Raw genomic sequence first — 26,815 nt, forward strand, 5'->3', positions numbered from 1 at the left:
TCTCCGAACTCCCGCGCGTCATCCCGGTCCCGTCGACGGGCTCAGGGACCTGGCGTTCGCGGCTGGAGTCACCGACCACTATGCGCCCTGAACTCTCCCGTTGCTGCGAGGTCGCGGCATCCGCCCCCTCACCGAAGGAGCCCCGTCGATGAAGATCGTGGTCCTGGTCAAAGAAGTGCCCGACACCTGGGGTGAGCGCCGGCTCGACCTCGAGACCGGGCTCACCGACCGCGCGGGCGCTGCCGCCGTGCTCGACGAGATCGACGAGCGGGCCGTCGAGGCCGCCCTCGCCTACGCCGACGGATACACTGGCACCGAGGTCGTGGTGGTCACCATGGCGCCGGCCACCGCGACGGCGACCGTGCGCAAGGCCCTCGCGATGGGGGCGACCTCGGCCGTGCACGTGGCGGACGACACCCTGCGTGGGGCCGACCTCGTGCTCACCGCCGAGGTGCTCGCCGCGGCCATCCGGCGCACCGGATTCGATCTTGTCATCGCGGGCAACCTGTCGACCGACGGGGGAGGGGGCGTGCTGCCGGCGATGGTCGCGGAGATGCTGGGCGTGGCGCAGCTCACGGCCCTGTCGAGTCTCGACGTCTCCGACACCGCAGTGTCGGGCGATCGCGTGAGCGACGCCGGCACCATGCGAGTGTCCGCCGAACTTCCGGCCGTCGTGTCGATCACCGAGGCGATGCCCGAGGGGCGCTTCACGACCTTCAAGGGAATCATGGCGGCCAAGAAGAAGCCGTACGAGACCGTGGATGCCGCCGAACTCGGCGTCGAGGTCGAGGATTCCGCGGTCGCGCGGTACATCATGCTCTCCGTCGCCGAGAGGCCGCCGCGCGCGTCCGGCACGAAGATCGTGGACGAGGGAGATGCGGGCGAGAGACTCGCGGCCTTCCTCGTGGCCGAGGGGGTGGCGTGATGGCCACCGCTCTCGTGCTGCTCGAGGTGCTGCCTGGCGGAGCGCTGGCCGCCTCCGCTCCGGGCTTGCTCGCCGCCGCAGCGACCGTTGGAGACCCCGTCGCTCTGGTCGCCTCGACCGCCGGCTCCCTCGAGAAGGCGTCGTCCGAGGCGGCCGCGCTCGGCGCGACGCGCGTGCTCACCGCCGTCACCGACGCCGACGCCCTGACCGGTCCGGTCGTCGACGCGCTCGCCGCGGCGGTGGCGAGAGAGAATCCCGATCTGGTGCTCGCCTCGCACGCCGTCGAGTCGCGTGACGCGCTCGCGCGCCTGGCCGCGCGCCTGCGCATGCCCCTCGCCACCGACGTCGTCGGCGTCGGCCGCGACGACCTCGGTGTCGTCGCCCATCACGCGGCCTTCGGTGGGGCCTTCACCGTCGACGGGGCTCCCACCTTCGGCCCCCTCGCCGCCACGCTCCGCCCCGGCTCCGTCGAGGCACGTCTCGACGCGCGACCGCTCGTGGTCGAGAGCCTCGAGGTCGTGGCATCCGGAACTCCCCACGCCCGCGTCGAAGGGTTCGCCGAGACCGCCGTCGCCTCGTCGCGTCCCGAACTCCGCGGGGCCGCGGCGGTCGTCGCCGGCGGTCGAGGCGTGGGTTCGCGCGAGGACTTCGCGCTCGTCGAGCAGCTTGCTGACGCTCTCGGTGCCGCGGTCGGCGCCTCGCGGGCCGCGGTCGACGCGGGCTACGTGCCCGCCGCCGCCCAGGTCGGGCAGACCGGGGTCACGGTGTCGCCGCGGTTGTACGTCGCGCTCGGCATCTCGGGGGCCATCCAGCACCGCGCGGGCATGCAGACCGCGCGCACGATCGTCGCGATCGACAAGAACCCGGAAGCCCCCATCTTCGAGATCGCCGACTTCGGTATCGTCGGAGACCTGTTCACCGTCGTCCCGCAGCTCATCAGCGCGCTCGACGCCCAGAAGAAGTCCTCCCGAGAGTAGATGGCGTCCACACCCCGCACCCCGCGACGCGGGCTGCCGCGCACCCCCGGTGGGGAGCCCTGGCCGCCCGCGGCCTCGGACGCGCCCGCAGGCGGCGACGGGGCCGAGGGCACGGATGCGGGTCCGCGCGACGGATCCGCCCCCGAGGCGCCCGTGGGTGCGCATCCGGTGCAGCCGTCCGAAGCCCCTGCCTCTGCGCCGGCCACTCCTGCCTCGCCCGAGGCCGAGGCGTCGCCCGCTCCCGGGTCGCCGGCGGCCGAGGCGCCAACCGCACCTGAGCCGGCCGCGGCGGATACTCCGGCGGGCAGTGTGCGCCGCGGGCTGCCGCGCGAGCCCGGCGGGGAGCCATGGCCGCCGGCATCCGCCGTTCCGCCCATCGCAGCACATCCTGGTGCCGCATCAGCATCGGAGAAGCGCGCCGGGACAGGATCGACCGACACCGCACGCCCGATCCCGGTGAGTGGATCCGATTCGAGCGCGGATGCCGGCAACCCGGCGCCCGCGATGGCGAGCGGATCCGGCCCCGAGGCCCGGAATGCCCACGCGTCCGCTCCTGGGTCGGATGCCGCGACCCCGGTGGGCGAGGAGTCGACCGGCGTGCGTCGGGGACTCCCGCGCGAGCCCGGCGGAGCGCCCTGGCCGCAGGCATCCGCCGTTCCGCCCCCCTCCGCGCAGCCCGCCGCTGCCGAAGAGAAGAATCGCGCCGGAATCGAAGACGTCGAGCCCGCTCGTGCGATGTCGGTGAGCGCACCCGATTCCGGAGCGGATGCCGAGACACCGGCGCCCGCGACGGTGAACGGAACCGACTCCGGCGTGCAAGCCGGGACGGCGGCGCGTTCCGGCGAGACGGTGGCGGCGTCCGCCGCTTCGATCGACGCCCACGAGGTGAGCCCCGCCGCGTCGGCGACGGACGCCGTGGCATCCCCGCGCCCGCCCCTCACCGTTCCGCGAACGGTGTGGCCGGGAGCCGCGGCCCGCAACCGCGCGACGCCGCCCGCCCTCGCGCAGAAGCGTCCGACCGCCCCGCCGCGTGCCGAGGCGCAGACGCGGCTCGCCGACTTCTCACCCGTGCAGCTGCTCGGCTCGACCGCGGTGCTCGGTGTCTTCGCGCTGGCTCTCGTCGGCATCGCCGTGCTGATCGCGCGCTTCGTGCTCGCGATCGGGCCCGGGCGGGAGTTCCTCGCGGCATTCCCCGGCGAGTACCACCTGCCCGCGTCGGCGCCCGTGGGTCTTCCGGCCTGGCTGAACTGGTCGCACTTCCTCAACAGCTTCTTCCTGCTGCTGATCATCCGCACCGGGTGGCAGGTGCGGCGCGAGAAGCGACCGGCGGCGTTCTGGTCGCCGCGGAACAACAAGAAGCGGCGGATCAGCCTGGCGCTGTGGTTCCACCAGGCGCTCGACATCCTGTGGATCGCCAATGGCGTGGTCTTCGTCGTGCTGCTGTTCGTGACGGGGCAGTGGATGCGGATCGTGCCGACGTCGTGGGAGGTCTTCCCCAACGCGCTGTCGGCCGCCCTGCAGTACGCCTCTCTCGACTGGCCGACCGAGAACGGGTGGGTGAACTACAACAGCCTGCAGCAGTTGTCGTACTTCGCGATCACCTTCGTCGCCGCGCCCCTCGCGATCATCAGCGGTGTGCGCCTGTCGGGGGTGTGGCCCAAGGACGCCGAGCGGCTCAATAAGCTGTACCCGGCCGAGTGGGCGCGCAAGGTGCACTTCCCCACGATGCTCTTCTTCGTCGCGTTCATCGTCGTGCACGTCGCGCTCGTGCTGGCCACCGGGGCGCTGCGCAACCTCAACCACATGTACGCCGCGCGCGGATCGGAGGACCCCACCGCGTACACGAGCGACCCGACCGGATTGCTGATCTTCGCCGCCTCGCTCGTCGTGATGGCCGCGGCCTGGGTGGCGGCGCGGCCGGCGGTGCTCGTGCCGATCGCGCGCCTGTTCGGCGAGGTCAAGCAGCGCTGAGGCCGTCGCGGGTCGAGACCGCAGGGCCGCCGCGTCAGACGCGTCCGCGCGCCCGCAACCCCGCGGCGATGAGGTCCAGCCCCGAGGCGAAGTCGTCGTCGGCGAGTCCGCCCGCCGCGCCCGCGCGAGCCCCTGCGCTGTCGTACTGCAGGCGCTGCTGCTCGTGCCATACGAAGCCGAGTACGTAGTGCAGCACCGTGGTGGCGACCCGTCGGGCGGTCTCGTCGTCGAAGCCCTCGGCGGTCACGGTCGCCGCGAGTCGGTCGTGCGGCAGCGATGACCCCAGTCCCATGGCCAACGTGCTCGAGACCACTTCGGCGCCGTCGCGGTAGGCCAGGAGGGCCTCGCGCAGGGCGCGGGCCTCTGCCACGAGGTCGACGGAGGGGCCGGATGCCATGCGCCCGACGATCCGGTCGGACAGTTCCGCGAGCAGGGACTGCTTGTTCGGGAAGTGCCAGTAGAGGGCGCTCGCCTGCACATCGAGGGCGGTCGCGAGACGTCTCATCGTGAGGTCGGGCAGGCCGTGGTCGTCGAGGATCTGCAGCGCGGTGCGCGCGACGTCGTCAGCCGTATGCCCTCGGGGTGCCATGCGAATGAGTATAGTGAACGCCGTTCAGTGAACACCGTTCAGGAAGGTCCCTCATGACTCGCACCCTCGACGCCACCGACCTCGCCCGCGTCGCCGTCTTCGCCGCGCTCATCGCCGTGCTGGGGCTGCCCGGTAGCTTCCCGGTCTTCGGGGGCGTGCCGATCACGGCGCAGACGCTGGGCGTGATGCTCGCAGGGGCCGTGCTCGGGCCGTGGCTCGGCGCGCTCTCGGTCACCGTGCTGCTCGCGCTCGTCGCCGTGGGCCTGCCACTGCTCGCGGGCGGCCGCGGCGGGTTCGGCGTCTTTGTCGGGCCGACCGCAGGCTACGCGCTGGGATGGATCCTCGGCGCCGCTGTCATCGGTCTGATCGTGCACGCGGGCGGCCGCCGCCCGGTCGTCTGGCGCACGGCGCTGGCCATGATCACCGGGGGCGTGGTGGCGATCTACGCGATCGGCATCCCGGTTCAGAGTCTCGTGACGCGACTTCCGCTCGGCGAGACGGCCCTGTCGAGCCTCATCTTCGTTCCGGGTGACCTGCTGAAGGCCGCCATCGCGACCCTCGTCGTGATCACGCTGGTGCGCGCCTACCCGCGCGGGTTCCGCCGAACGTGGCGTGACGTCTCGCTCGAGCGGGATCGGGTCGGCGTCGCGGCGTGAGCGTGATCCGCTGCGAGCGGCTGGACGTCCGCCTCGGCGGACGCCAGGTGCTGCGCGACGTGTCGCTCGACCTGTCGGCGCGCACGATCGCCTTGATCGGTGACAACGGCTCGGGCAAGTCGACGCTCGCTCGCCTGTTCGCCGGACTCGCGCGGCGCACGGAGGGAGACCTGCGCGTGCTGGGGTGCGACCCCGACCGAGAACCCGCGGCGCTGCGCTCGAAGGTCGCGCTGGTGCTCAGCAATCCCGACGCGCAGATCATGATGCCCACCGTCGCCGAAGACGTCGCGCTGTCGTTGCGCTCGGACCGTCTCCCGCGGGCCGAGCGCGATGCCCGCGTCGCCGCCGCTCTCGGCCGATTCGGGCTCGACGGGCTCGGCGATCGCCCCGCGCACGACCTGTCGGGCGGCCAGAAGCAACTGCTCGCCCTCTGCGGCGTCTTCGTGCGCGAGCCCGCCCTGGTGATCGCCGACGAGCCGACCGCGTTCCTCGACGGGCGCAATGCGCGTCGCGTGGCCGATCACCTGCTCGCCGACTCCGGTCACGCGCTCGTGCTCGTCACGCACGACCTCGCCCTTGCCCGACGCTGCGAGAGCGCGGTGCTGATGGCGGACGGCCGGGTCTCGGCATCCGGAGCCTCTTCCGAGGTCGTGGACGCCTATGAGGAAGCGTTGGCGTGCTGAGTCTGTACGTTCCGGCGACCGGATGGCTGCACCGGATGCCGGCGGGTCCGAAGCTCGCGATGCTCGCGGTGGTCGCGGTGGCGGTGGCGGCGCTGCCGTCGACCTGGGTAACCGCGCTCGTGCTGCTGGTGCCGGTCGTGCTGTATGCCGGGAGCGGTATGGGGGTCGGACGGGGCCTCGGCGTTCTGGCGGAGGCGACGTGGGGGCTGCGGTGGGTCATCGTCGTCACCGCCGCTGGCCAGCTGCTCTTCCTCGGCCGTGAGCCCGCGGTGGCGAACACGAGCCGCGTGGTGGCGGCGCTGCTGATCGCGGGCCTCGTGCCGGTGAGCACACCGGTCTCGGCGCTGCTCGACGCGCTCGAACGCGGGCTCTCCCCGCTCGCACGGTTCGGCGTCGACCCCGGCCGCGCGGCGCTGTTGCTCACGCTGACGATCACCACGATCCCCGTTCTCGCGCGGCTCGCGTCCGAGGTGCGCGATGCCCAGCGGGCGCGTGGGCTGCGCCCGTCGCTGCTGCGGGGAGCGTTGCCGCTGCTGGTGTCGGCTCTTCGTCACGCCGACGACCTCGGCGAGGGTCTCGCCGCTCGCGGCATCCGCTGACCGCCCCCCCAGACCGCTCGCGGCGCGAGCATGTCCCACTTTCGGCTGCGTCGAAGGGCTCCAGCCAGCCAGAATCGGGACACGGTCTGCGCATTTCGGGACATGGTTCCGTCCGCCCGGCCCGCGATGGCGAGGCGCCAGGCAGTCTGACGCGCGACGGCAGCCCGCGCGCTCAGCCCGCGGCGGCCCGCCCCGCGGCGAAGCCCTCGGCGTACGCCTCGTCGGCGCCCTGGCGGAACATGTCGCGCGCGGGGTCGCGCACGATCGAGCGGGCGCCGGGCAGGTCGAGGTCGCCCACGAGGTCGGCGCGTCCGCGCACGATCGCGACCGGTCGGCGCGCGGCCTTGCCCTTGACGAGGTCGGTGGCGGCGGCGATCTCGTCGGCGACGCAGGGCAGGGTCACCACGAGGGGGCGGCCCTCGGCATCCGTCGTCCCGCGGAGGTCTTCGAACACGTGGATGCCGCCGGCTCCGATCGCGTGATCGGTCTGGCCTTCGCGCCACGCGCGCCCGAGCGTGTCGGTGACGATCACGCCCACGTGCGCTCCGGTCGCGGCCCGTAGCCCCGTGGCGAGGGCGCGGGCCGAGGCGTCGGGGTCGACCGGCAGCAGCAGCACGGTGCCTTCGGGGGTGTTGCTCGCGTCGACCCCGGCGGCGGCCGAGACGATGCCGAGCGGGTTCTCGACGATCCGCGTGACGTGCCCGGTGGGGGAGGTGCGGGATGCCACGAGACGCACGGTCTCGCGCGTGATGGCGTCTTCGCGGTCGTCGGCGCGGATGATGCGTCCCTCGGCCTTCGAGACGACCTTGCTGGTGACCACGACGATGTCGCCGTCGCGCAGGGCGCCGTCGTCGTCCGCGCGGGCAGAGACGGCATCCACGATCACCCGGACGAGGTCATCGCCCGGAGTGATCTCGCGGATGCCGTCGAGGGCCCAGATCTGCAGCACGTCAGCGGACGAAGCGCACCTCGGTGAGCTCCTCACCGAGGAAGGGTTCGGTGTGCGAGGCACCGTCGAGGGCGAAACCGTTGCGCTGGTAGAACCGGTGCGCGCGCGGGTTGTCGTCGGCGACCCACAGGTACGCGCCCTCGCCGCCGTCGATCGCGGCATCGAACAGCTGCTGGCCGATGCCGGTGCCGTGGTACGCGTCGAGCAGGTAGATGAAGTACAGCTCGCGCTCGCGGGGAGCGTCGTCGTCGCGGGCCGGACCCGAGCCGACGAAGCCGACGATCTCACCGTCGACGAGGGCCGCGTGCATGCGATAATCCTCGCCTTGGGCGGCCCAGTGGGTCCAGAGCTCGGCCATGCGACGAGGCGAGACGGCCTCGAGGGCGGCTTTGCTGATCAGGTGGTCGTAGGTCTCGTGCCAGCAGGTGGCGTGCACGCGACCGAGGGCCTCGGCATCCACATCTCTTACCGGACGGACGACGATGTCGGTTCGGGCTTCCGCAGTCATGGCGCGACTCTACGCGGGGCGTCGGCGCGGGTGAAATCGGGGCGGATCGGCCATCGGATGCGCTATGCGCCGCCGGGCCGGAGTTGTCGATGACGCACAACGACATCGCCGTTCCGTGGTCGAATCGCTACGCTCGCCCCTCGTGAACGTCCTCTGGCGCACCCTGCTGGTGCTCGCTCGTGCCCGCCGTCGCCTTCGTCGTGAAGGCCCCCTCGACCCCAACACCGTCGCGCGGATGTCCATCCGGGTGCTGCCCACCGACATCGACCTGCTGCGGCACATGAACAACGGCCGCTACCTGTCGCTCTTCGACCTCGGGCGCTGGGACCTGCTGACCCGCACGGGGCTCCTCGCGGCGATGACGAAGCAGGGCTGGTACGCGGTGGTCGCCGCCGAGACGATCACGTTCCGCCGCTCCCTCGAGCTGGGGCAGCGCTTCGAGCTCGAGACGCGGCTGATCGGCCACGACGACCGGGCGGTGTACCTCGAGCACCGCGCGCTGGTGAACGGCGAGATCTTCGCGCGCGCGATGATCCGCGCGCGCATCCTCCGTCGCACGGGCGGCACGGTCCCGCACGACGAGCTGTTCGCCGCGGTCGGGCGTCCCGAGGGCCTGCCCGACATCGAGCCGTGGGTGCACGACTGGGCGGCGGGCTCGGCCCTCCCGTCGACGAAGCGCCCGGCGCCCAGCGTCTGGGAGTGACGCGGGCTCGCCATCACATGCCGAAGCGGGCGTCGAGCCAGGCCACCTGCTTCATCCAGTGGCGGTGCCCGCCGCCCTCGTGGCCGTTGTAGGGGTACTCCTCGATGGCCGCATCGTCCGACGCGAGGGCGTGGAACGCGGCGAAGACGCCCGACGGCAGCACGACGTCGTCCATGAACGCCACCGAGAAGAACGCGGGCTGGGTGATGCGTCGGGCGAGGATCGCGCCGTCGACGTACGACAGGGTGCGCAGCACGCTCGCCGTGTCGTCGCGATGCACCGCGAGATAGCGCGTGATCTCGGTGAACGGTGCCGAGGGCGTGCGCGTGATGGCGTTGGGGAAGTCGCACAGGAAGGGCACGTCGGGCAGGACCGCCGCGACCGCGTCGCCCGCGAGGGCCGCCGCGGCGATCGAGAGCCCGCCGCCCTGGCTGCCGCCGGTGACGGCGACCCGCGAGGGATCGACCCCGGGGAGCTCGCGCACCACGTCCACCAGGCGCACGGCGTCGGTGAACAGGCGGCGGTAGTAGTAGTCGTGCGGATCCCGGATGCCGCGCGTCATGACGCCGGGGAAAGCGGCCGCGGAGCCGTGCGGGTCGGGGGTGTCGCCGACGCTCCACGTCGATCCCTGGCCGCGGGTGTCCATGATGACGTGCACGTAGCCGGCGGTCGCCCAGTTCAGACGCTCTCCCGGCAGGCCGCGGCCGCCGCCGTAACCGATGTACTCGATGACGGCGGGCAGGAGCGCGTCGCCGTGCGGGCGCACGACCCAGCCGCGGATCTCGTCGCCGTCGAAGCCGGTGAAGGTGAGGTCGGAGACGCTCAGGGCGCGCACGGGGGCGTCGATCGGGGTCAGGGTGGCGGGCCGAGCCGCAGCGCGCGCCTCGGCGATCGTGGTCTCCCAGAACGCCTCGAGATCGGCCGGTGCCTCGAGGGCGGGCCGATAGGCCCGCAGAAGCTCGATCGACATGTCGGTGAAGGTGACGGCCATGGTTCCTCCTGGTGTCCGGGGCGAACCGACAGTAGCAACGGGTGGCGTCGCCGGGGGCGGCGGCCCCCGCTCAGCGCGCGGGGATTCCGCGTCGACGGCAACAAATGTGAGGCTTCACATTCTCGCCGCCTCTCCGGTTCAACGTTGCTATATATGCTTGACAGCATTCCCAGCCGCCTCCAATATTGCGGATAGTGAGCGCTCACATTGAGATGCTCGCGTCGCGCCGGCCCCCGCCGGACACCCATCGTCGAGGAGGACGAGCATGGTGCTGTCACGACCTGTTTCCGAGGACCGGAGCCGGAGGGGAATCGTGCGACGCGCGGGCTCGCTCGTCGCGGCTGCGGCCGTCGTCCTGAGCGGCCTGGTCCCCGCCGTCGCCGCCTCGGCGGCGCCGCTGCCCACGCCGCTGGCGTCGTACGACTTCGCCGCGACGACCGGAACCACGGTCCCCGACTCCTCGGGGCACGGACACGACGCGGTCATCCGCGGCACCGGCTCGAGCGTCGACGGAGACGCCCTCTCGCTGCCGGGCGGAGCCTCGGGCTCCTCGGCCGCCTACGTCGAACTGCCCACGGGTCTCTTCGACGGCAAGAGCACCGTCACCGTCTCGGCCTGGCTGCAGGACCGCACCGGAGCGGGCAACCAGGCGGCGATGTTCTTCGGCACCACAGAGAACCTCCCCCAGCAGTACTGGCTGCTCAATCCCGCCAACCCGGCCGGTCAGGTCAAGTCGGTGCTGACGGACGGACCACGGATCGCGCAGCCCTGGACCCTCGAGCGGGGGATCGCGCCGACGGACGGAGCCCGCGGCATCCCGGGTCCCTCCGCCACCTCCGAGTGGGCGCTGTACACCACCGTGATCACCCCCACCTCGATCACCGCCTACCTCGGCGGCACCAAGATCGGCACGGTCGCCACCTCGCGATCGGTCGCCGAGTTCGGCTCGGGCCTGGTCGCCTACATCGGGCGCTCCTCGTACCCCGACCGCGTGTGGAAGGGCGGCGTCCGCGACGTCGCCGTCTTCGACAGCGCGCTCAGCGACGACGACGTCAAGGCGCTCGTCGCACAGGGCACCCCCACGAACCAGCAGGACGTGGACACCGCCGCGCAGGCCCTCTCGATCCCGGATGCCGATGACGTGCGCGGCAACGTGACGCTGCCCGCGACCGGGACGAACGGGACGACGGTGACCTGGTCGTCGTCGAACGCGCAGGTCGTGACCCCCACGGGCGAGGTCACCCGGCCCGCCACGGGATCCGCCGCCGTGACCGTGAAACTGACCGCCACGATCGCGAAGGGCTCCAGCCAGACCACTCGCGAGATCGAGCTCATCGTGCAGCCGAAGCCGGCGGCGCAGAAGCTCGAGGGCTACTTCTTCCCCTTCTTCACGGGCGAGAGCACCACCACCGACGAGGAGATCTCGTTCGCCACGAGCCGCGGGGACGACCCGAAGAACTGGCTCACCCTCAACGACGGCAAGCCCGTCCTCACGTCGGACCAGGGGGAGAAGGGCATCCGCGACCCGTTCGTCATGCGCTCGCCCGACGGGGACCGCTTCTACATGCTCTCCACCGACCTGAACATGTTCGACCTCTACAACGGCGACTTCGGCCGCGCGCAAGAGGTCGGCAGCCGCAAGCTCAACGTCTGGCAGTCCGACGACCTCACGACGTGGAGCCCCCTGCGCCAGATCACCGTCTCGAGCGAGTTCGCGGGCAACACCTGGGCGCCGGAGGCCACGTGGGACGCCGATCGCGGGGAGTACGTCGTCTACTGGGCCTCGAACCTCTACCCGAGCGCGTCCACCACGGGTCGCAAGGCGGCCGACACCTACAACCGCATGATGATGGTCACCACTCGCGACTTCGTCACCTTCAGCGAGCCGCAGCCCTGGGTCGACGTCAAGCGCGGCGCGGGCAAGGGCACCATCGACGCCACCGTCGTGCGCGACGGCGACACCTACTACCGCTTCATCAAGGACGAGGCGTCGATGACCGTGCGTCAGGAGCGCTCGAGCACGCTCACCGCCACGGTCACCGGATCGCTTCCGACCACGACGTCGACCCCCGGCTGGCAGCTCGTGAAGGAGCAGATCGGCGTCGGACAGCCCAACCCCTGGGGCGGCACGTTCACCAACGGCGAGGGTCCCACGGTGTTCGCCGACAACGCCGAGGCCGGTCACTGGTACATGCTCATCGACCAGCCGAGCTACCACGGCGGTCAGGGCTACATGATGTTCGAGACCCGCGACATCGCGTCGGGGAACTGGACCTCGGTTCTGGATGCCACCCTCCCGGCGCGCCCGCGCCACGGAACCGTCCTGCCGATCAGCGCGGCCGAGCAGCAGAGACTGCTCGCGGCGTATCCGACCGATGAGACCGCGGACTACTCGATCACTGCCGACCCGTCGAAGGACGGTGCCGCGATCGACGACGCGATGTACGGGGTGTTCTTCGAGGACATCAACAACGCCGCCGACGGCGGTCTGTACGCCGAGCTCGTGCGCAACCGCTCGTTCGAGTTCCTGCCCGTCGACAACCGGGGCTTCACGGGGATGACCGCGTGGACGCCGGTGGCCCTCGGCGGCGGCGCGGGCTCGGCGCAGCCGGTCAACGACGACAAGCGCATGAACGAACGCAACCGCACGTACCTGCAGCTCGACCTCCGCAACGGGGCCGGGACCTACGGCGTCGAGAACGCCGGCTTCGACACGGGTGTGGCCCTCACGAAAGACGAGACCTACGACGTGTCGTTCTGGGCGCGGACCACGGCGACCGGCGGAACCCCCGTCTCGCTCGTGCTGCGTTCGGCCGACGGCACCGCGCTGTCGAACCCGTTCACGGCGACCGTGGGCGGCGACGGCTGGGTGAAGTACCGCGGCTCCGTGACGGCGACGGCCACGACCGACGCGGCCCGCGTGCTCGTCCAGGCCGCCGGCACCGGGACGCTGCGCCTCGACGAGGTCTCGGTCTTCCCGCGCGACACCTTCATGGGCCGGACCAACGGTCTGCGCAAGGACGTCGCTCAGAAGATCGCCGACCTGCACCCGAAGTTCGTCCGCTTCCCGGGCGGGTGCATCGTCAACGTCAACAGCCACGCCGACTACTCGGCGGGCTCCAACTACGAGCGTGCGCGCTCGTACCAGTGGAAGGACAGCGTCGGCCCGGTCGAGACCCGTGCCACCAACGCCAACTTCTGGGGGTACAACCAGTCCCTCGGCCTCGGGTACTACGAGTACTTCCAGTTCGCCGAGGACATCGGCGCCACACCCGTCCCCGACGTCCCCGCGCTCCTGAACGGGTGCGGACAGGCGCTGCAGGCGACCGATCCGGCGCAGCTGCAGCGGCACATCCAGGACACGCTCGACCTCATCGAGTTCGCCAAGGGCGACGTGACCACGACCTGGGGGAAGCTTCGTGCCGACATGGGGCACCCCGCTCCCTTCGCCCTCGATCGCATCGAGATCGGCAACGAAGAGAACTACCCCGAGGCCTTCATGGCGAACTTCGTGAAGTTCCGGGATGCCATCGCCGCCAAGTACCCGGACATGATCCTGATCAGCAACTCGGGCCCGGACGACACCGGGGCGGTGTTCGATCAGCACTGGGCGCAGAACCGGGCCCAGAAGGTCGATATGGTCGACGAGCACTACTACAACGACCCGTCGTGGTTCCTCTCGAACAACCACCGGTACGACTCCTACGACCGTCAGGGTCCGAAGGTCTGGATCGGTGAGTACGCCTCGCTCGACAACCGCTTCGCCAACGCGCTGTCGGAGGCGGCGTACATGACCGGCCTGGAGCGCAACGCCGACGTGGTCAAGATGGCCTCGTACGCGCCGCTGCTCGCCGACACGAGCAGCACGCAGTGGCGGCCCGACCTGATCTGGTTCGATCGCGACCAGGTGTGGGGCTCGGCGAACTACGAGGTGCAGAAGCTCTTCATGAGCAACGTCGGCGACCGGGTCTTTCCGACCACGGCGGGCGGGGATCTGGCATCCACCGATCTCGCCGGCGCCGTCGGCCTGTCGACGTGGAGCACCTCGGCCCGGTACGACGACGTGAAGGTGACGACGCCCGACGGGAAGACGCTCTTCTCCGACGACTTCGCCGACAAGAACGACGACGGGTGGTCGAAGGTCTCGGGCGCCGGATCGTGGTCGGCCGCCGACGGCAGCTACGTGCAGTCCTCGACGACGGCGAACAACACGCTCGTCGCAGGCCCCGCACTGACCGCCACCGACTACGACGTCTCGCTCAAGGCCACGAAGCTCGCCGGCGCCGAGGGCTTCCTCGTCGGCTTCGGCGTGAAGGGGTCGGCCGACTACCTGTGGTGGAACCTCGGCGGGTGGGGCAACACCCGCAGCGTCGTGGAGAAGGCCGTGGGTGGGGCGAAGTCGATTGTCGCCGACACGGGCACCCCCCGCGTCGAGACCGGTCGGACCTACGACCTGCGCATCCAGGTGCGCGGCGCCCGGGTGACCCTCTTCGCCGACGGCGTGCAGCAGGGGCAGTTCACCAACACGGCGGTCGAACCGTTCGCGCAGGTCATGACGACGGACGACACCAACGGAGACGTGATCCTCAAGGTCGTCAACGCCCAGGCCAAGGCCGCGGTGACCACGGTGGATCTCGGTGGGCTCACCGTGCTCCCGACCGCGGACGTGACGACCCTGCAGGCGGCCCCGACGGCGCTGAACACGGCGACATCGACGCCCGTCGCGCCGAAGACCTCGCAGATGCCGGTCTCGAGCACCTTCACCCACTCGTTCGAGCCGTACTCGGTGACGTTCGTGCGGATGCACACGCGTCCGGCCGACACGACGGCGCCCACGGTGGCCGTGAAGACCGATCCGGTCTCGCCCGATGGAGCCGAGGGGTGGTACGTGTCCCCGCCGACGATCACGGCCACGGCGACCGACGACATCGACCAGGCACCGCGCCTCGAGGTCAGCGCCGACGGGGGGAACACCTGGGCGATGTACACCGGCGCGGTGACCCCGGCGGAGGGGACGTCGAACGTGACCTTCAAGGCCACTGACGCCTCGGGGAACGTCTCGCCCTTCGTCGCGGCGACGGTGAAGGTCGACCGCACGGCCCCGACGACGACCACGACGGTGGATGCCGCAGCCCGCACGGTCACGCTCGCCGCGAGCGACAGCGGGTCGGGAGTGGCGCGCCTGGAGTACCGCGTCGGCGACGCGGCGACCTGGACGACCGCGTCCGGAGGGCAGGCCGTTGTGAGCGTCGGTGCGGGCGCGACCACCGTGTCGTACCGGGCGGTCGATGTGGCTGGCAACATCAGCGGGACGGGATCGACCGCGGTCGGCGCGACCGCGGGAGACCCGACCCTGTCGGTCTCGGGCGACCTCGTCGCCGGGGGCGTCGTGACGGTGTCGGGAACGGGCTGGCCCGCGAACGCCGACGGGGAGCTCGAACTGCGCTCCACTCCGGTGCAGCTGGGCGCGGTCCGCACCGATGCCGGTGGGGCGTTCCTCGTGAACGTCATCCTCCCCGCGGACACCCCCGCGGGCGCGCACCGGGTGATCGCGCGTATCGGCGGGGTCGAGGCAGCGGTGGGTATCGAGGTCCGGGCCGCCGCGGGTGGCGCCGCCCCCGTCGTTCCCGCGGCTCCGAGTGCGCCGGCCGGTTCGACCCCGTCGCCGCTGGCGGTGACCGGTGGCGTGGTCTCGGGTGCGGCCCTCGCCCTCGGACTGCTCGCGGTGCTGGTCGGGGCGGCCCTGAAGCGCCGCCGCCGGGCGATCGGCTGACGCCGGGGGATGCCCCGGTCGCCACGAGCGGCCGGGGCATCCCCTCGCGGAGAGGATGAAGCCACCTCATGCTCTGTGAGTGGCGCCCGGTGATCAGATTGATGGCCATGGTGATCGCGAACGTGCCGAAGAAGACCGAGACGAGCGCGTGGCCCATGGCGATCCGGCGCGACGGCCTGGAGGAGTGTGTGGTGTCGTTCGCGCTGTGGGCCATCCCGATCGTCAGGCGGCGAATGCGGAGTCGCTGTAGGCCGGGTCTTCGTCCTGGTCAAAGTCGAAGAGATGGGCGCTGCAGCGCGTGTCGAACGTGACCGTTAGGTTGCTGAGTGTGACCGGCGCCGATGAAGTTGATAGCGAGTTTGCGGATCGATGGCGAGCCGCACTGGACGACCTAGAACGCTCCGGTGTCTTCCGAGTGACTCCGGCTGATGATGAGGAACGGATTCCCTCCTTATGGTTTCGGCTCCAAGAGGCTCGAGACGCCGGAGGGTCCGATGACGTTGTGGAGCTGGCGAGCCTGCTGAGCCAAGTCGCCTCGTTCAGCCCGCGAGCCGATGACTGGGGGCCCCATACGAGCCGATGCTCAACTTGAGTGAGGGCCGCACCGCGATGCCGAGCGATCTAATTGACTCACAGATCGACGTTCTCGTGGTCGTCTCGGGTGTGCTGCCTGACGCCTTGTTTCGTGCGCGTGTGTTTGACGTGCTGGCCATACGAAGCACGACGGGCGCAGATCGCGCGCGTTGGTATCAGGCCGAATTGAATGCTGTCATCGAAGCAACGGTCGAGGCCGGGAGGTGGCATCGGGATCGCGACATATGGGATCGAGCACTCCTGGTGGGTCGTCGCGGTGGGAAGCCGATGGCTGCCAGCCTCGACGTTCTGGCGCGAGCCCTGACCGATCATGCGTTGAGCGCAGACCTCTCTGAGTTCCCCGGTTCGGTTGCGGATCTGCTCGACAAGCACAACCTCGCGCGCGATAGGGCGGACGCGTTAGCGGAGCGAATGCGCGAACTTGCTTCGTTCGCCGAAACGGAGGCAGCGCGGGGCTATCGCGACCGCGCTGCGAGGTGGCACGAGGTAGCTGGGAACCCCGATGAAGTCTCGGTTGACCGTCTGGCAGTTGTGACCAGCCTGATCACGGAGGCTGAGGGTCTCGATGTTGGAGCGGATGCCGGTTCGCACCCGCGCTCAGGGTACCTGTACGAACGAGCGATGAAGACGCTCCGCATGATTCCTCGGAAGCGGCGGGAGACGCTTGGGGTATCCGAGCTGACGACCGAGCTGGGCAGACGCATACGGGCGGCCGGCGCAGCAACACTGGGAACGATGGGGGTGTTCGAGTCAGAGTCGGTTGACCTATCAGAGGCGCGAGACCACAGTATTGAGGCCGTGAGTGGAAAAGAAGCTCTCGAAGCGCTGAGGGCGTTCGTCAACCTCTCGTCCTTCAGCTCTCTGCAGGACGAGCGCGACCGAGCCGAGCGACTGCTCGCGGAGCATCCGCTCCAAACTCTTTTCTCGAATGTTCACTTCGCGCGCGACGGCCGAGTGATACACCGATCGGGCGGGCGGGGCGGTGAGCCAATTTATGGCGAGGACCCGGCGACCTGGCGGCAGATGATCCAGGCGTACGAGATCAGGGTTTCTTTAACGGTTCAGGGAATGCTCGCGCCTGCGTGGATGGCGCTCAGCAACGAGCACCGTTTGATGCTCGGAGACTTTGTCGCGATCACGCGTGGAAGCTCGATTGTTCCGTCGGATAGGGAGCGGCTCATAGCGCAGGCGTTGTACTACGGATACGACGGCGACTTCCTCACCGCCGCGCAGCTACTCGCCCCGCAGGTCGAGAACATCGTGAGGCTGCACCTACGCAATGCCGGACAGCAGACGAGCACTATGGATCGAGGCGTGGAGCAAGAGATTGGCCTATCCGCCTTGATGGGCCGAGATGCCGTACCCGAGATTTTCGGGGAGGACATCGCGTTCGAGATCCGGGCGTTGTTCTGTGGCCCTATCGGACCGAATCTGCGGAACGACTTCGCGCACGGGCTCGTGAGCGACGCCTCGGTTGGCTCTGTGCACGCGCTCTATTGCTGGTGGTTCGTTCTCCGCCTGGCCTTCGTCCCGTTCTGGAATCGGATACACGACACACGGACCGCCGACAGCCACGAGCCTGCGGAACGCGACCGACAGCCTGCGCACGAAAATGAGGCGGAGAGCGAGCCAGGTCTCTGATGTTCTCAGGCTCCTCGTTAGCCAGGACCTGTGCGAGCAGGAACAACGCCCTGGTTGCCGAGAGGTGACCGGGGCGTCCGTGCTCAGACGACAAGAACGTTGCCCGGCCGCCGCAAGGCGACCGGGCAACGGGGTACACCCGGAGGGGGATCAGCTCGTGAGCAGGCGCAGGCCGTAGGTCTGCAGGATCTCGTTCACGGGCTGGAAGTACGTCGTTCCGCCGGTCGAGCAGTTGCCCGAGCCTCCGGAGGTGACGCCCTGGGCCTGGTTGCCCGCGAGGAGCGAACCGCCGGAGTCGCCCGGCTCAGCGCAGACGTTCGTGCGGATCAGGCCCGAGACCGACCCCTCGGCGTAGCGCACCGTGGAGTTGAAGCCCTGGATCTGGCCGCAGTGCCAGCCGGTGGTGGAGCCCGAGCGGCAGACGGTCGCGCCGACCGCGGCCGCGGTCGAGCCCTTCACGGCGACGCTGCCACCCGCGTAGTTGGACACCGATCCGACCGGGGTGTGGTTGGGCGTGCTCACCCAGGCGTAGTCGTTGCCGGGGAACGACGAACCCTGGAAGGTGCCGTAGGTGGTGCTGTCGCCCGCGACGCCGCAGTGGCCGGCGGTGACGAACCCGCCCTGCACCGCGAAGCCCACGGAGCAGCGGCTCTGGTTGTTGATGTTGTAGGCGACACCGCCCTGGATCGTCGCGAACGTCTCGGGGGCTTGGGCTCCGGTCTCGAGACGGACGGCGCCCGCGGGGGCGTCGAGCGTGGCGACGAAGTCGGCGGCGGCCTGATCGCCGCCGGCGACCACATCGACGACGAGGTCGTTCGCCTCGACGTCAATCCACCACGAGGGGATGACGTCGGGCACGGGGCTCGACTCGATCTTCGCGGCGATCGCCTCGAGATCGTCGAGGGAGTGCTCCGCGGCGACGGGCACGGCGCCCGCATCGGCGGCGGCGGCGCGAGCGGCGTCGGTGGTCGCCGCGGCGTACACCGTGCGCGTGGACTCATCGAGCCACGTGCCCGCGAAGGCGTCGCCCGAGACGGCGGCGACCTCGTCTGCCGTGCCGACGGCATCGGCCTGGAAACGCAGGACGTCCTGCGCGCCGGCGACGTCAGTGCCGAGGTCGGCGGCCATCGCCTCGAGCAGCTGCGCGTCGACTCCGTCGACGGCCGCGTCGGGCGACGACGTGGGGGTCTGCGCCAGCGCGGGGGCGGTGGCGGCGGTGGTCAGGAACAGGCCGAGGGCGGCTGCGCCCACGACGGTTTTCGATATGCGGTTCACGTTGGAGTGACCTTCCATCCAGGGGGATAAATGGCGGGGTACCCACCGCCATACAAACACGACCCGGACGAAAAGCGAAGGAATTGCTATGAATATCTGATCGAAGTCCAACAAAAACGCTGACAGGCGCGGGCGGCCGATCCTCGGGTTGCGCGGCGGGCCGCCGAGGTGCCACGCGCGCGGTGTTTAGGCTGACGGGCATGAGCACGAACGACTCCGGCACCCCCGTTCCCGCGCTCTCCACGGACCGCCCCGGCCGTGCCGCTCGCATCGCCGGGACTCTCTCGCGCCGAACGCGGCCGACCGACTCGTCTCGCCGCGGCGCGCTGCCCACGGACCCCTCCGCGGCGGACTTCCTGGCCGCTGCTATCGACGGGATCTCGCGCCCGGAGTCCCTCACCTCGGCGGCCTCCGCGCTGCACCGCCTCGTCGACGATCTGCCGACGTCGCTCAACTGGTTCGTCCGCGGCGCTCTGCAGGTGGGCGGTGCCGTCGCCCCCGTCCTGCCCAGTCCCGCCGTGCCGATCGCGCGTCGGGCTCTGCGCGATCTCGTCTCGGCCCTCGTCCTCGACGCGCGGCCCGAGCGCCTCGGGCCGTCCCTCGAAGCTCTCGAGTCCCCGGTCGAGGTGCGCCTGGTCGGCCCCGCGGTGGTCGGCGATGCCGGGGCGCGACGCCGGCTCGACGGCATCCGATCGCTGCTCGCTCGTGAGGACGTGGGACGGATTTCGCTCGCGATCTCCGACGTCGTGGTCGCGCCGTCGCCGTGGGCCTTCGACGCCGAAGTCGAACACGCCGCCGAGCGCCTGCTGCCGGTGTTCCTCGACGCGGTCGCCGCGCGCACGCACGTGACCCTCGTCGCCGAGGGGCGCGATGACCTCGATCTCACCGTCGCCGTTCTCACCCGCGTTCTCGAGGAGCCCCGTCTGACCGGTCTGCGGGCCGGCATCCAGGTGCCGATCGCCGTCGCCGAGACGGCCGCCGCGGTCCGCGAACTGTCGGCGTGGGCGCGCGTTCGCACCTCGGCGGGCGGTGCCCGCCTGACGGTGCGGCTGAGCGACGCCGTCATCGAGACCCCGGATGCCGTGTCGGCGGCGCGTCACGGGTGGCCCGCCCCCTCGGTCACGGCGCGCGACGACGTGGACGCCGCGCTCGTGCGCGGCCTGCGCGAGGCGCTGAGCGCGCGCGGGCAGGAGGGGTTCGCGGTCGAGGTCGCCACCGCCGACCCCGAGCGCGCCGCCCTGGCGCTCGCCCTCGCGGCGGAGGCCGAGACCGAGGTCGTGCTGGCGCTGCCGCACACCACCGCCTGGCTGCCGGGGGACGGGTACGTGCAGACGGCCCCCGCCGCGCATCCCGATGACCTCGACGCCGTCGTCGCCGGCCTCGCCGCCGGATACGCGCGAGCCGTGGCCGGAGCGCCCGACCTCCCCCTCGCCGTGCCCGATCCGCCCGCCGGCGCAGACGAAGCGGACGCCGACCCCCCGGGTGCCGACGATGCACCCGAAACCGCGTCGATCGCGGCCCGGGTGCGTCGCGCTCTCGCCGCCGCCGAGCTCCCCGGGCCCGCCGCGCGCGTCGCACGGCGCGGAGTCGAGGGCGATCCGGCGATCCTGCGGGAACGCGTGGGCGACGACGCCGCCGACCCCGGGCTCACGCAGGCGGTGCTGGGCATCGCGCGAGAGGCTGCGGCATCCGGAGACACCTCCGCGCTGGGACCGGACGTGCAGCAGATGCTCTTCGGCGGCCAGTCGTTCGTCGACACGGCCGTGTTCTCGGCCCGCGAGAGCGCCGAGCTCGCCGGAGGCGCCCCCGGGTTCCGCAACGTCGCCGACACCGATCCGACCGTGCCCGCCGACCGCGCCTGGGCGGTCGCCGTCCTGGGCCGCGTGTCCGACTCGACCGCCGGCGACGCCACCGCCGCCGCCGGGCGCGTCGACGACGAGGCGGGACTCGACGCGGTGATCGACCGCGTGCGCACCGCCGCCGAGCCGTGGGGTGCGCTCGCCGCCGCGGACCGCGCCGCCGTCCTGCAGTCGGCCGCGCGCAGCCTCGAGCAGCGCCGCGCCGAGGTGATCGAAGTGCTCGCCTCGGAGGGAGGGGCGTTGCTCTCCGAAGCCGACGCCGAAGTGAGCCAGGCGGTGGATGCCGCCGCCTATTACGCGGCGACGGCGAAAGAACTCGACCGCGTCCCCGGGGCGGTGTTCGTGCCCGATCGGGTGAGCGTGGTCGCCCCCCGATGGAACGCCCCCGTCGGCCTCTGCGCCGCCGAGACGCTGGCCGCTCTCGTCGCGGGGTCCGGAGTGGTGCTGACGCCCTCGCCGCGCGCTCGTCGTGCCGGAGCCGTCGTGGCCGAGGCGCTGTGGGCCGCGGGAGTACCGCGCGACCTGCTCGCCTACGTCGACCTCAACGAAGACGCGTCCGGGCGGGCCCTGATCGCGCACCCCGGCGTCGACCGTGTGCTGCTCGCCGGCGCGCGCACCACCGCCGAACGCTTCGCCGCGTGGCGCCCCGCGCTGCCCGTGCAGGCGTTCACGGCCGGACGGAACGTCGCGATCGTCGCCCCCTCGGCCGACCTCGACGCCGCCGTGACCGACATCGTGAGCGGCGCCTTCGCGCGCGCCGGTCAGGCCGCCACGGCCGTGTCGCTCGTGATCCTCGTGGGCGCCGTCGGGCGGTCCTCGCGCTTCACCGAGCAGCTGAAGGATGCCGTCTCGTCGCTGCGCGTGGGGCCGTCCGACGACCCGCTGTCCGACATCGGCCCGCTCGTCGAAGAACCCGCGGGAGAGGTGCGGCGCGCCCTGACCGTCCTCGGTGACGGCGAGCGGTGGCTCGTGGAGCCGCGAGAGCTCGACCTCGGGCCCGAGACGGCCGGCCGGTTCTGGTCGCCCGGCGTCCGCACGGGCGTCACCGCCGGCTCCCACCTGACCCGGGCCGCGGTCGCGGCGCCGGTGCTCGGCATCCTGCACGCTCCCACCGTCACCCGCGCGATCGAGTTGCAGAACGCGATCGGATCGGGGTTCGTGGCGGGCCTCCATACCCGCGATGAGGCCGACCTCGACCTCTGGCTCGACAGCGTCGAGGCGGCCGTCCTGCGGGTGAACCGCCCCTCGACCGGAGCGGTGATCCAGCGCGAGCCGCTCGGCGGCTGGGGCGAGGCGTCCGCCGGCGACGGCGCCATGTCGGGCGGGCCGAACCGCCTCGTGACCCTCGGCTCGTGGCGCCCCTCGACGGGCGGGGCGTCGTCGTCGACCCTGCACCTGCGCGGCCTCGACTCGCGGATCACGGCGCTCATCGAGGCGGCCCAGCCCACCCTGTCGTACGAGGCGTTCGACTGGCTCCGTCGCGGAGCGCTCGCCGACGCCGTCGCGTGGGACCGCGAGTTCGGTCGCGTGCGAGACGTCTCGCGCCTGGGCGTCGAGCGCAACCTCCGTCGCTACCGGCCGGTCGACGTGGCCGTGCGTGCGACCGCCGACGCCGCGTGGCAGGCGGTCCTGCGCGTCCTCGTCGCCGCCGTCCGGTCGGGGTCGACCTTCAGCCTCAGTACGCCGGTGGGTCTGCCCGCGGCGGTCCGGCACCTGCTGGGCGAGAGCGGTGTCGCCGTGTCGGTCGAGAGCGATGCCGAGTGGCTGCAGCGCCTGGCGGGTGGCATCCCGGATGCCGCCGCCGACGACGCCGACACCCTCGTCACGGCCCCGCGACCGGGTCGCCTGCGCCTGGTCGGACCGGCCGACACGGTCGCCGCCCTGCGCACGGCCGTCGCCGAGACGGTCGGCGGGGACGTCTCGCTCACCGTGTACGCGAACGAGGTGACCACCGCGGGTCGCCTCGAGCTGCTGCCGTTCCTGCGGGAGCAGGCGGTGTCGATCGGGGCGTTCCGCTTCGGCGCGGTCGACGCGTGGAGTGCCGCGGTCATCTGAGCGGTGTCCCGTCCTCGGCGCCGCCCGGCCCGGCCGGTGCCCAGGACGCACTCGTTCGCCGAGGACGCACGTGATCGGTGCCCGTTCCGTGCGGCTTCGCCGAAGGGATGCGTCCTCGGCCGCCTGCACCGGGTTTCGAAAACGTTTAGCGTGACGCCCGCGCCGGGGTAGCGTCGTCGCAACCCCGAGGAGCACCGATGACCGCTGCCCACCTGACCGTCGACCCCCGCTTCGCGATCGGCACCGTGCGCCGACGTTTGTTCGGCGGGTTCGTCGAGCACCTCGGTCGTCACGTCTACGACGGCATCTACGAGCCGGGCCACCCGGCGGCGGATGAGCAGGGGTTCCGCACCGACGTGCTCGAGCTCGTGCGCGAGCTGGGCGTGTCGATGATCCGCTACCCCGGTGGCAACTTCGTGTCGGGGTTCCGCTGGGAGGACAGCGTCGGCCCGCGCGCGCAGCGCCCCCGCCGTCTCGACCTCGCGTGGCACTCGACCGAGACGAACGAGGTCGGCCTGCACGAGTTCGCCGACTGGCTCGACAAGGCCGGCAGCGAGCTCATGCTGGCCGTCAACCTCGGTACGCGCGGCGTTCTCGAGGCGCTCGACCTGCTCGAGTACAGCAACGTGCCCGGTGGCACCGCGCTGTCGCAGCGGAGGATCGACAACGGCCGCGCCGAGCCGTTCGACGTGCGCGTGTGGTGCCTCGGCAACGAGATGGACGGACCGTGGCAGCTCGGTCACCGCTCCGCCGACGACTACGGCACGCTCGCGGCGCAGACCGCCCGGGGCATGCGGCAGATGGACCCCTCGATCGAACTGGTCGTGTGCGGGTCGTCGGGGGCCGCGATGCCCACGTTCGGGGAGTGGGAGCGCGAGGTGCTCACCCACACCTACGACGACGTCGACATGATCTCGTGCCACGCGTACTACCAAGAGCACGACGGCGACGCGGCCTCGTTCCTCGCCTCGGCCGTCGACATGGACCGCTTCATCGAGGGGGTCGTCGCCACCGCCGACCACGTCGGCGCCGCCCGCGGCAGCGGCAAGAAGATCGACATCTCGTTCGACGAGTGGAACGTCTGGTACATCGACCGCGTCGACGCCGTGAAGCCCACTGCGATCGACGACTGGCCCATCGCGCCGCGCCTGCTCGAAGACGTGTATTCGGTCCTGGATGCCGTCGTCTTCGGCAGTCTCCTGATCTCGCTGTTGAAACACGCCGATCGCGTCGCTTCGGCCTCGCTCGCACAGCTCGTGAACGTGATCGCCCCGATCATGACCGAGCCCGGCGGCCCCGCGTGGCGCCAGACGACGTTCTTCCCCTTCGCCCTCACCTCGCACCTCGCGCGGGGCGAGGCGGTGCGTCTGCGGGTCGAGGCGCCCACGATCGACACGGCGCGGTACGGAACGGTCTCCGCGGTGGATGCCGTGGCCACCGTCGACGACGCAGCGGAAGCCGTCGCGGTGTTCCTCGTCCACCGCGGCCTCGAGCGACCGGTGGACCTCGAGATCGACGTGAGCGCCTTCGGCGAGGTCGAGGTGGTCGAGACGCACCTGCTGCACGACGACGACCCCGGGGCGTCCAACACTCTCGACGACCCCGAACGCGTGCGGCCGCGAACGGTGCAGACGCGCCTGGGGAGCGGCATCCTGTATCTGACTCTGCCGCCGGTCGCGTGGGCTGCGGTGTCGCTGCGCCGGGTCGGCTGAGTCGCGCGTCAGCGGTCGTTGCCCTTCGCGGGCGTCTCCGTGAAGGGCGACCCCCTTCGCAGCGGACCGCCGCGCCGCGCCGCTCGCTCTCGCGTGCGGGCGCGTGCGAGAATGGCACCGGCGTGCTCGGACCGACCTTTCCCCGCACGGCGCCACATCGATCCGATGAGCGCCGCACGGGTTCGAAGGGCCACCGGGCCCCAGGACAGCGTCCGCCGCACCTTTCCTCCGAGGAGCAGAGATGTCCGCTACCCCCACCGCCACCGCCGCCGAGTCCTCGACGGGCGCGCGCGTGCAGCAGCACCGCCGGTACCTCATGTGCCGCCCCGAGCACTTCACGGTGAGCTACAGCATCAACCCGTGGATGGAGCCCTCGCGGCCCACCGACACGAACCTCGCCGTGCAGCAGTGGCAGGCGCTCTACGACACCTACGTCTCGCTCGGGCATGAGATCGAGCTCATCGACCCGCTCGAGGGTCTGCCCGACATGGTCTACACGGCCAACGGCGGCTTCGTGATCGACGGCATCGCGTACGGCCCGAAGTTCCGCTTCCGCGAGCGTGCCGCCGAGGCCCCCGCGTTCATCGACTGGTTCGCGGCGAACGGCTTCGAGGTCGCCGAGCCCGTCGAGGTCAACGAGGGCGAGGGTGACTTCCTCCTCGTGGGAGACACGATCCTCGCCGGCACCGGCTTCCGCTCGACCGGTGACAGCCACCGCGAGGTCGGCGAGGTCTTCTCGCGCGAGGTCGTGTCGCTGACGCTCACCGACCCGCGGTTCTACCACCTCGACACCGCGATCTCGGTGCTCGACCCCGTCGAGGGCCCGGGCGGCGTCGAGAAGGCGAACATCGCCTACCTCCCCACCGCGTTCGACGAGAAGAGTCAGGCGATCCTCCGCGAGCGCTACCCCGACGCCATCCGGGTGGCGGATGCCGATGGCGCGGTCTTCGGCCTCAACTCGGCCAGCGACGGCAAGAACGTGATCATCTCGCCGCGCGCCGTCGGCTTCGAGGCGCAGCTGCGCGAGCGCGGCTACACCCCCGTCATGGTCGACCTCTCCGAGCTGCTGCTCGGCGGCGGCGGCATCAAGTGCTGCACCCTCGAACTGCGAGGCGGATCCCGATGAGCACCGCCGTCGACGACCTCGGCGCCCGTCTCATCGCCGAAGAGGGCGCGCACCTTGCCCACAACTACCACCCGCTGCCGGTCGTCGTCTCGCGCGCCGAGGGCGTGTGGGTCACCGACGTCGAGGGCAAGCGCTACCTCGACCTGCTCTCGGCGTACTCCGCGCTGAACTTCGGCCACGGCCACCCGGCGATCCTCGCGGCCGCGCGCGAGCAGCTCGACCGCTTGACGCTCACCAGCCGCGCGTACCATAACGACCGTCTCGGGCCCTTCGCCACGGCGCTCGCGCAGCTCTGCGGCAAAGACACCGTGCTGCCGATGAACACCGGTGCCGAGGCCGTCGAGACCGGCATCAAGGTCGCACGCGCGTGGGGCTACCGCACCAAGGGCATCGCCCCGGATGCCGCGACCATCATCGTCGCGAACGGCAACTTCCACGGCCGCACGACCACGATCGTCGGCTTCAGCGACGACCCCACGGCACACGACGACTTCGGTCCGTACGCTCCGGGCTTCGTGCACGTGCCGTACGGTGACGCGGATGCCATCGCCGCCGCGATCGATGAGAACACCGCCGCGGTGCTGCTCGAGCCCATCCAGGGCGAGGCCGGCGTCGTCATCCCGCCCGAGGGGTTCCTGCAGCGTGTGCGCGAGATCTGCACGGCGAACAACGTGCTGTTCATCGCCGACGAGATCCAGTCGGGCCTCGGACGCGTGGGCGAGACCTTCGCCTGCGACCGCGAGGGCGTCGTGCCCGACGTGTACCTGCTCGGCAAGGCGCTGGGCGGCGGCATCCTGCCCGTGTCGGCCGTCGTCGCGGACGACGACGTGCTCGGCGTCATCCACGCCGGTGAGCACGGGTCGACCTTCGGGGGAAACCCGCTGGCTGCGGCCGTGGGTCTGCGGGTCGTCGAGATGCTGGCATCCGGAGAATTCCAGACCCGCGCGAAGGCGCTGGGGGCGCACCTCGAGGCGTCTCTGCAGACGCTCGTCGGCCACGGCGTCACCGCCGTGCGCATAGCGGGTCTGTGGGCCGGCGTCGACATCGACCCGTCGTACGGCACGGGTCGCGAGGTCGCCGAGAAGCTGCTTACTCGCGGCGTGCTCGTGAAGGACACGCACGGTCAGACCATCCGCATCGCCCCACCGCTGACGATCCGCGCGACCGAGCTCGACTGGGCCGTCGAGCAGATCCGGCACGTGCTCGCGGGCTGAGCGCTCCCCGCTCCA

Annotated in this window: 18 protein-coding genes and 2 pseudogenes; 15 read left to right on the forward strand and 5 right to left on the reverse strand. The window is 71.2% G+C overall.

Annotated elements, in window-relative coordinates; translation table 11 throughout:
- Nucleotides 1-148 precede the first annotated feature (148 nt).
- The 3 genes from QBE02_RS12150 to QBE02_RS12160 all read left to right on the forward strand — a co-directional run bounded on the left by QBE02_RS12150 (nt 149) and on the right by QBE02_RS12160 (nt 3,873).
- Nucleotides 149-925 carry an electron transfer flavoprotein subunit beta/FixA family protein gene (locus QBE02_RS12150; RefSeq protein WP_279365929.1) on the forward strand — a complete coding sequence of 259 codons (777 nt, stop codon included), beginning with the start codon at nt 149-151 and terminating at the stop codon, nt 923-925.
- On the forward strand, nt 925-1,902 hold the full coding sequence (locus QBE02_RS12155; protein WP_279365930.1) for an electron transfer flavoprotein subunit alpha/FixB family protein: 978 nt from the start codon (nt 925-927) through the stop codon (nt 1,900-1,902). Before QBE02_RS12150 ends, QBE02_RS12155 begins: the two co-directional genes overlap by 1 nt.
- Nucleotides 1,903-2,358: 456 nt before the next feature.
- Nucleotides 2,359-3,873 carry a cytochrome b/b6 domain-containing protein gene (locus QBE02_RS12160; RefSeq protein WP_347710262.1) on the forward strand — a complete coding sequence of 505 codons (1,515 nt, stop codon included), beginning with the start codon at nt 2,359-2,361 and terminating at the stop codon, nt 3,871-3,873.
- 34 nt (nt 3,874-3,907) lie between these two features.
- Here the strand turns inward: QBE02_RS12160 and QBE02_RS12165 are convergent, their stop codons facing one another.
- The gene (locus tag QBE02_RS12165) at nt 3,908-4,462 is read right to left on the reverse strand and encodes a TetR/AcrR family transcriptional regulator C-terminal domain-containing protein (protein WP_279365932.1); all 555 of its coding nucleotides are present in this window, start codon (nt 4,460-4,462) and stop codon (nt 3,908-3,910) included.
- A 53-nt stretch (nt 4,463-4,515) separates the two neighbouring features.
- On the opposite strand from QBE02_RS12165, the gene QBE02_RS12170 reads away from it, so the two are divergent.
- Genes QBE02_RS12170 through QBE02_RS12180 form a run of 3 tightly spaced genes read left to right on the forward strand, consistent with a single transcriptional unit; the run spans nt 4,516 to nt 6,400 of the window.
- On the forward strand, nt 4,516-5,118 hold the full coding sequence (locus QBE02_RS12170; protein WP_279365933.1) for a biotin transporter BioY: 603 nt from the start codon (nt 4,516-4,518) through the stop codon (nt 5,116-5,118).
- Nucleotides 5,115-5,801 carry an energy-coupling factor ABC transporter ATP-binding protein gene (locus QBE02_RS12175; RefSeq protein WP_279365934.1) on the forward strand — a complete coding sequence of 229 codons (687 nt, stop codon included), beginning with the start codon at nt 5,115-5,117 and terminating at the stop codon, nt 5,799-5,801. The genes QBE02_RS12170 and QBE02_RS12175 overlap by 4 nt, the downstream gene beginning before the upstream one ends.
- Entirely contained in the window at nt 5,795-6,400 is a 606-nt protein-coding gene (locus QBE02_RS12180) for an energy-coupling factor transporter transmembrane protein EcfT (protein WP_279365935.1), read from the forward strand. Before QBE02_RS12175 ends, QBE02_RS12180 begins: the two co-directional genes overlap by 7 nt.
- Nucleotides 6,401-6,572: 172 nt before the next feature.
- Here the strand turns inward: QBE02_RS12180 and cofE are convergent, their stop codons facing one another.
- Together cofE and QBE02_RS12190 are read right to left on the reverse strand one after the other, a co-directional pair.
- Complete coding sequence (gene cofE / locus QBE02_RS12185; protein ID WP_074694717.1) at nt 6,573-7,349, reverse strand: coenzyme F420-0:L-glutamate ligase; 777 nt, start codon at nt 7,347-7,349, stop codon at nt 6,573-6,575.
- A 1-nt stretch (nt 7,350) separates the two neighbouring features.
- Nucleotides 7,351-7,857, reverse strand: coding sequence for a GNAT family N-acetyltransferase (locus QBE02_RS12190; protein WP_074694718.1), 507 nt, complete (start codon nt 7,855-7,857; stop codon nt 7,351-7,353).
- Between the two features lie 142 nt (nt 7,858-7,999).
- On the opposite strand from QBE02_RS12190, the gene QBE02_RS12195 reads away from it, so the two are divergent.
- Complete coding sequence (locus QBE02_RS12195; RefSeq protein ID WP_279365936.1) at nt 8,000-8,560, forward strand: acyl-CoA thioesterase; 561 nt, start codon at nt 8,000-8,002, stop codon at nt 8,558-8,560.
- A gap of 13 nt (nt 8,561-8,573) precedes the next feature.
- Here QBE02_RS12195 and QBE02_RS12200 read toward each other — a convergent pair whose 3' ends face one another.
- Complete coding sequence (locus QBE02_RS12200; RefSeq protein ID WP_279365937.1) at nt 8,574-9,551, reverse strand: acetylxylan esterase; 978 nt, start codon at nt 9,549-9,551, stop codon at nt 8,574-8,576.
- Nucleotides 9,552-9,864: 313 nt separating this feature from the next.
- Between QBE02_RS12200 and QBE02_RS12205 the strand changes: the two genes are divergently transcribed.
- From QBE02_RS12205 to QBE02_RS12210, 3 genes and pseudogenes are all read left to right on the forward strand, one after another.
- Nucleotides 9,865-15,324 carry an alpha-L-arabinofuranosidase C-terminal domain-containing protein gene (locus tag QBE02_RS12205; protein ID WP_279365938.1) on the forward strand — a complete coding sequence of 1,820 codons (5,460 nt, stop codon included), beginning with the start codon at nt 9,865-9,867 and terminating at the stop codon, nt 15,322-15,324.
- Nucleotides 15,325-15,882: 558 nt separating this feature from the next.
- Nucleotides 15,883-16,161 (forward strand): annotated as a pseudogene (locus tag QBE02_RS16245) (DUF7380 domain-containing protein); the annotation flags it as partial.
- A 24-nt stretch (nt 16,162-16,185) separates the two neighbouring features.
- Nucleotides 16,186-17,559: a DUF4209 domain-containing protein gene (locus QBE02_RS12210; protein ID WP_279365939.1), complete on the forward strand. Its 1,374-nt coding sequence runs from the start codon at nt 16,186-16,188 to the stop codon at nt 17,557-17,559.
- A 150-nt stretch (nt 17,560-17,709) separates the two neighbouring features.
- On the opposite strand, the gene QBE02_RS12215 is transcribed toward QBE02_RS12210, so the two are convergent.
- The gene (locus tag QBE02_RS12215) at nt 17,710-18,810 is read right to left on the reverse strand and encodes a S1 family peptidase (RefSeq protein ID WP_279365940.1); all 1,101 of its coding nucleotides are present in this window, start codon (nt 18,808-18,810) and stop codon (nt 17,710-17,712) included.
- Between the two features lie 224 nt (nt 18,811-19,034).
- Between QBE02_RS12215 and QBE02_RS16250 the strand changes: the two are divergent.
- The 5 genes and pseudogenes from QBE02_RS16250 to rocD all read left to right on the forward strand — a co-directional run.
- Nucleotides 19,035-20,090, forward strand: a pseudogene (locus tag QBE02_RS16250) (proline dehydrogenase family protein); the annotation flags it as partial.
- Between the two features lie 177 nt (nt 20,091-20,267).
- Nucleotides 20,268-22,748 carry an aldehyde dehydrogenase family protein gene (locus tag QBE02_RS12220; RefSeq protein WP_431844597.1) on the forward strand — a complete coding sequence of 827 codons (2,481 nt, stop codon included), beginning with the start codon at nt 20,268-20,270 and terminating at the stop codon, nt 22,746-22,748.
- Nucleotides 22,749-22,945: 197 nt separating this feature from the next.
- The gene (locus QBE02_RS12225) at nt 22,946-24,460 is read left to right on the forward strand and encodes an alpha-N-arabinofuranosidase (protein WP_279365942.1); all 1,515 of its coding nucleotides are present in this window, start codon (nt 22,946-22,948) and stop codon (nt 24,458-24,460) included.
- Between the two features lie 241 nt (nt 24,461-24,701).
- Nucleotides 24,702-25,586, forward strand: a complete 885-nt coding sequence (gene ddaH / locus QBE02_RS12230; protein ID WP_056224470.1) for a dimethylargininase — start codon at nt 24,702-24,704, stop codon at nt 25,584-25,586.
- Nucleotides 25,583-26,800: an ornithine--oxo-acid transaminase gene (gene rocD / locus QBE02_RS12235; RefSeq protein WP_279365943.1), complete on the forward strand. Its 1,218-nt coding sequence runs from the start codon at nt 25,583-25,585 to the stop codon at nt 26,798-26,800. Before ddaH ends, rocD begins: the two co-directional genes overlap by 4 nt.
- Nucleotides 26,801-26,815 lie beyond the last annotated feature (15 nt).

The sequence above is a fragment of the Microbacterium testaceum genome, assembly GCF_029761935.1.
GTDB lineage: Bacteria > Actinomycetota > Actinomycetes > Actinomycetales > Microbacteriaceae > Microbacterium > Microbacterium testaceum_A.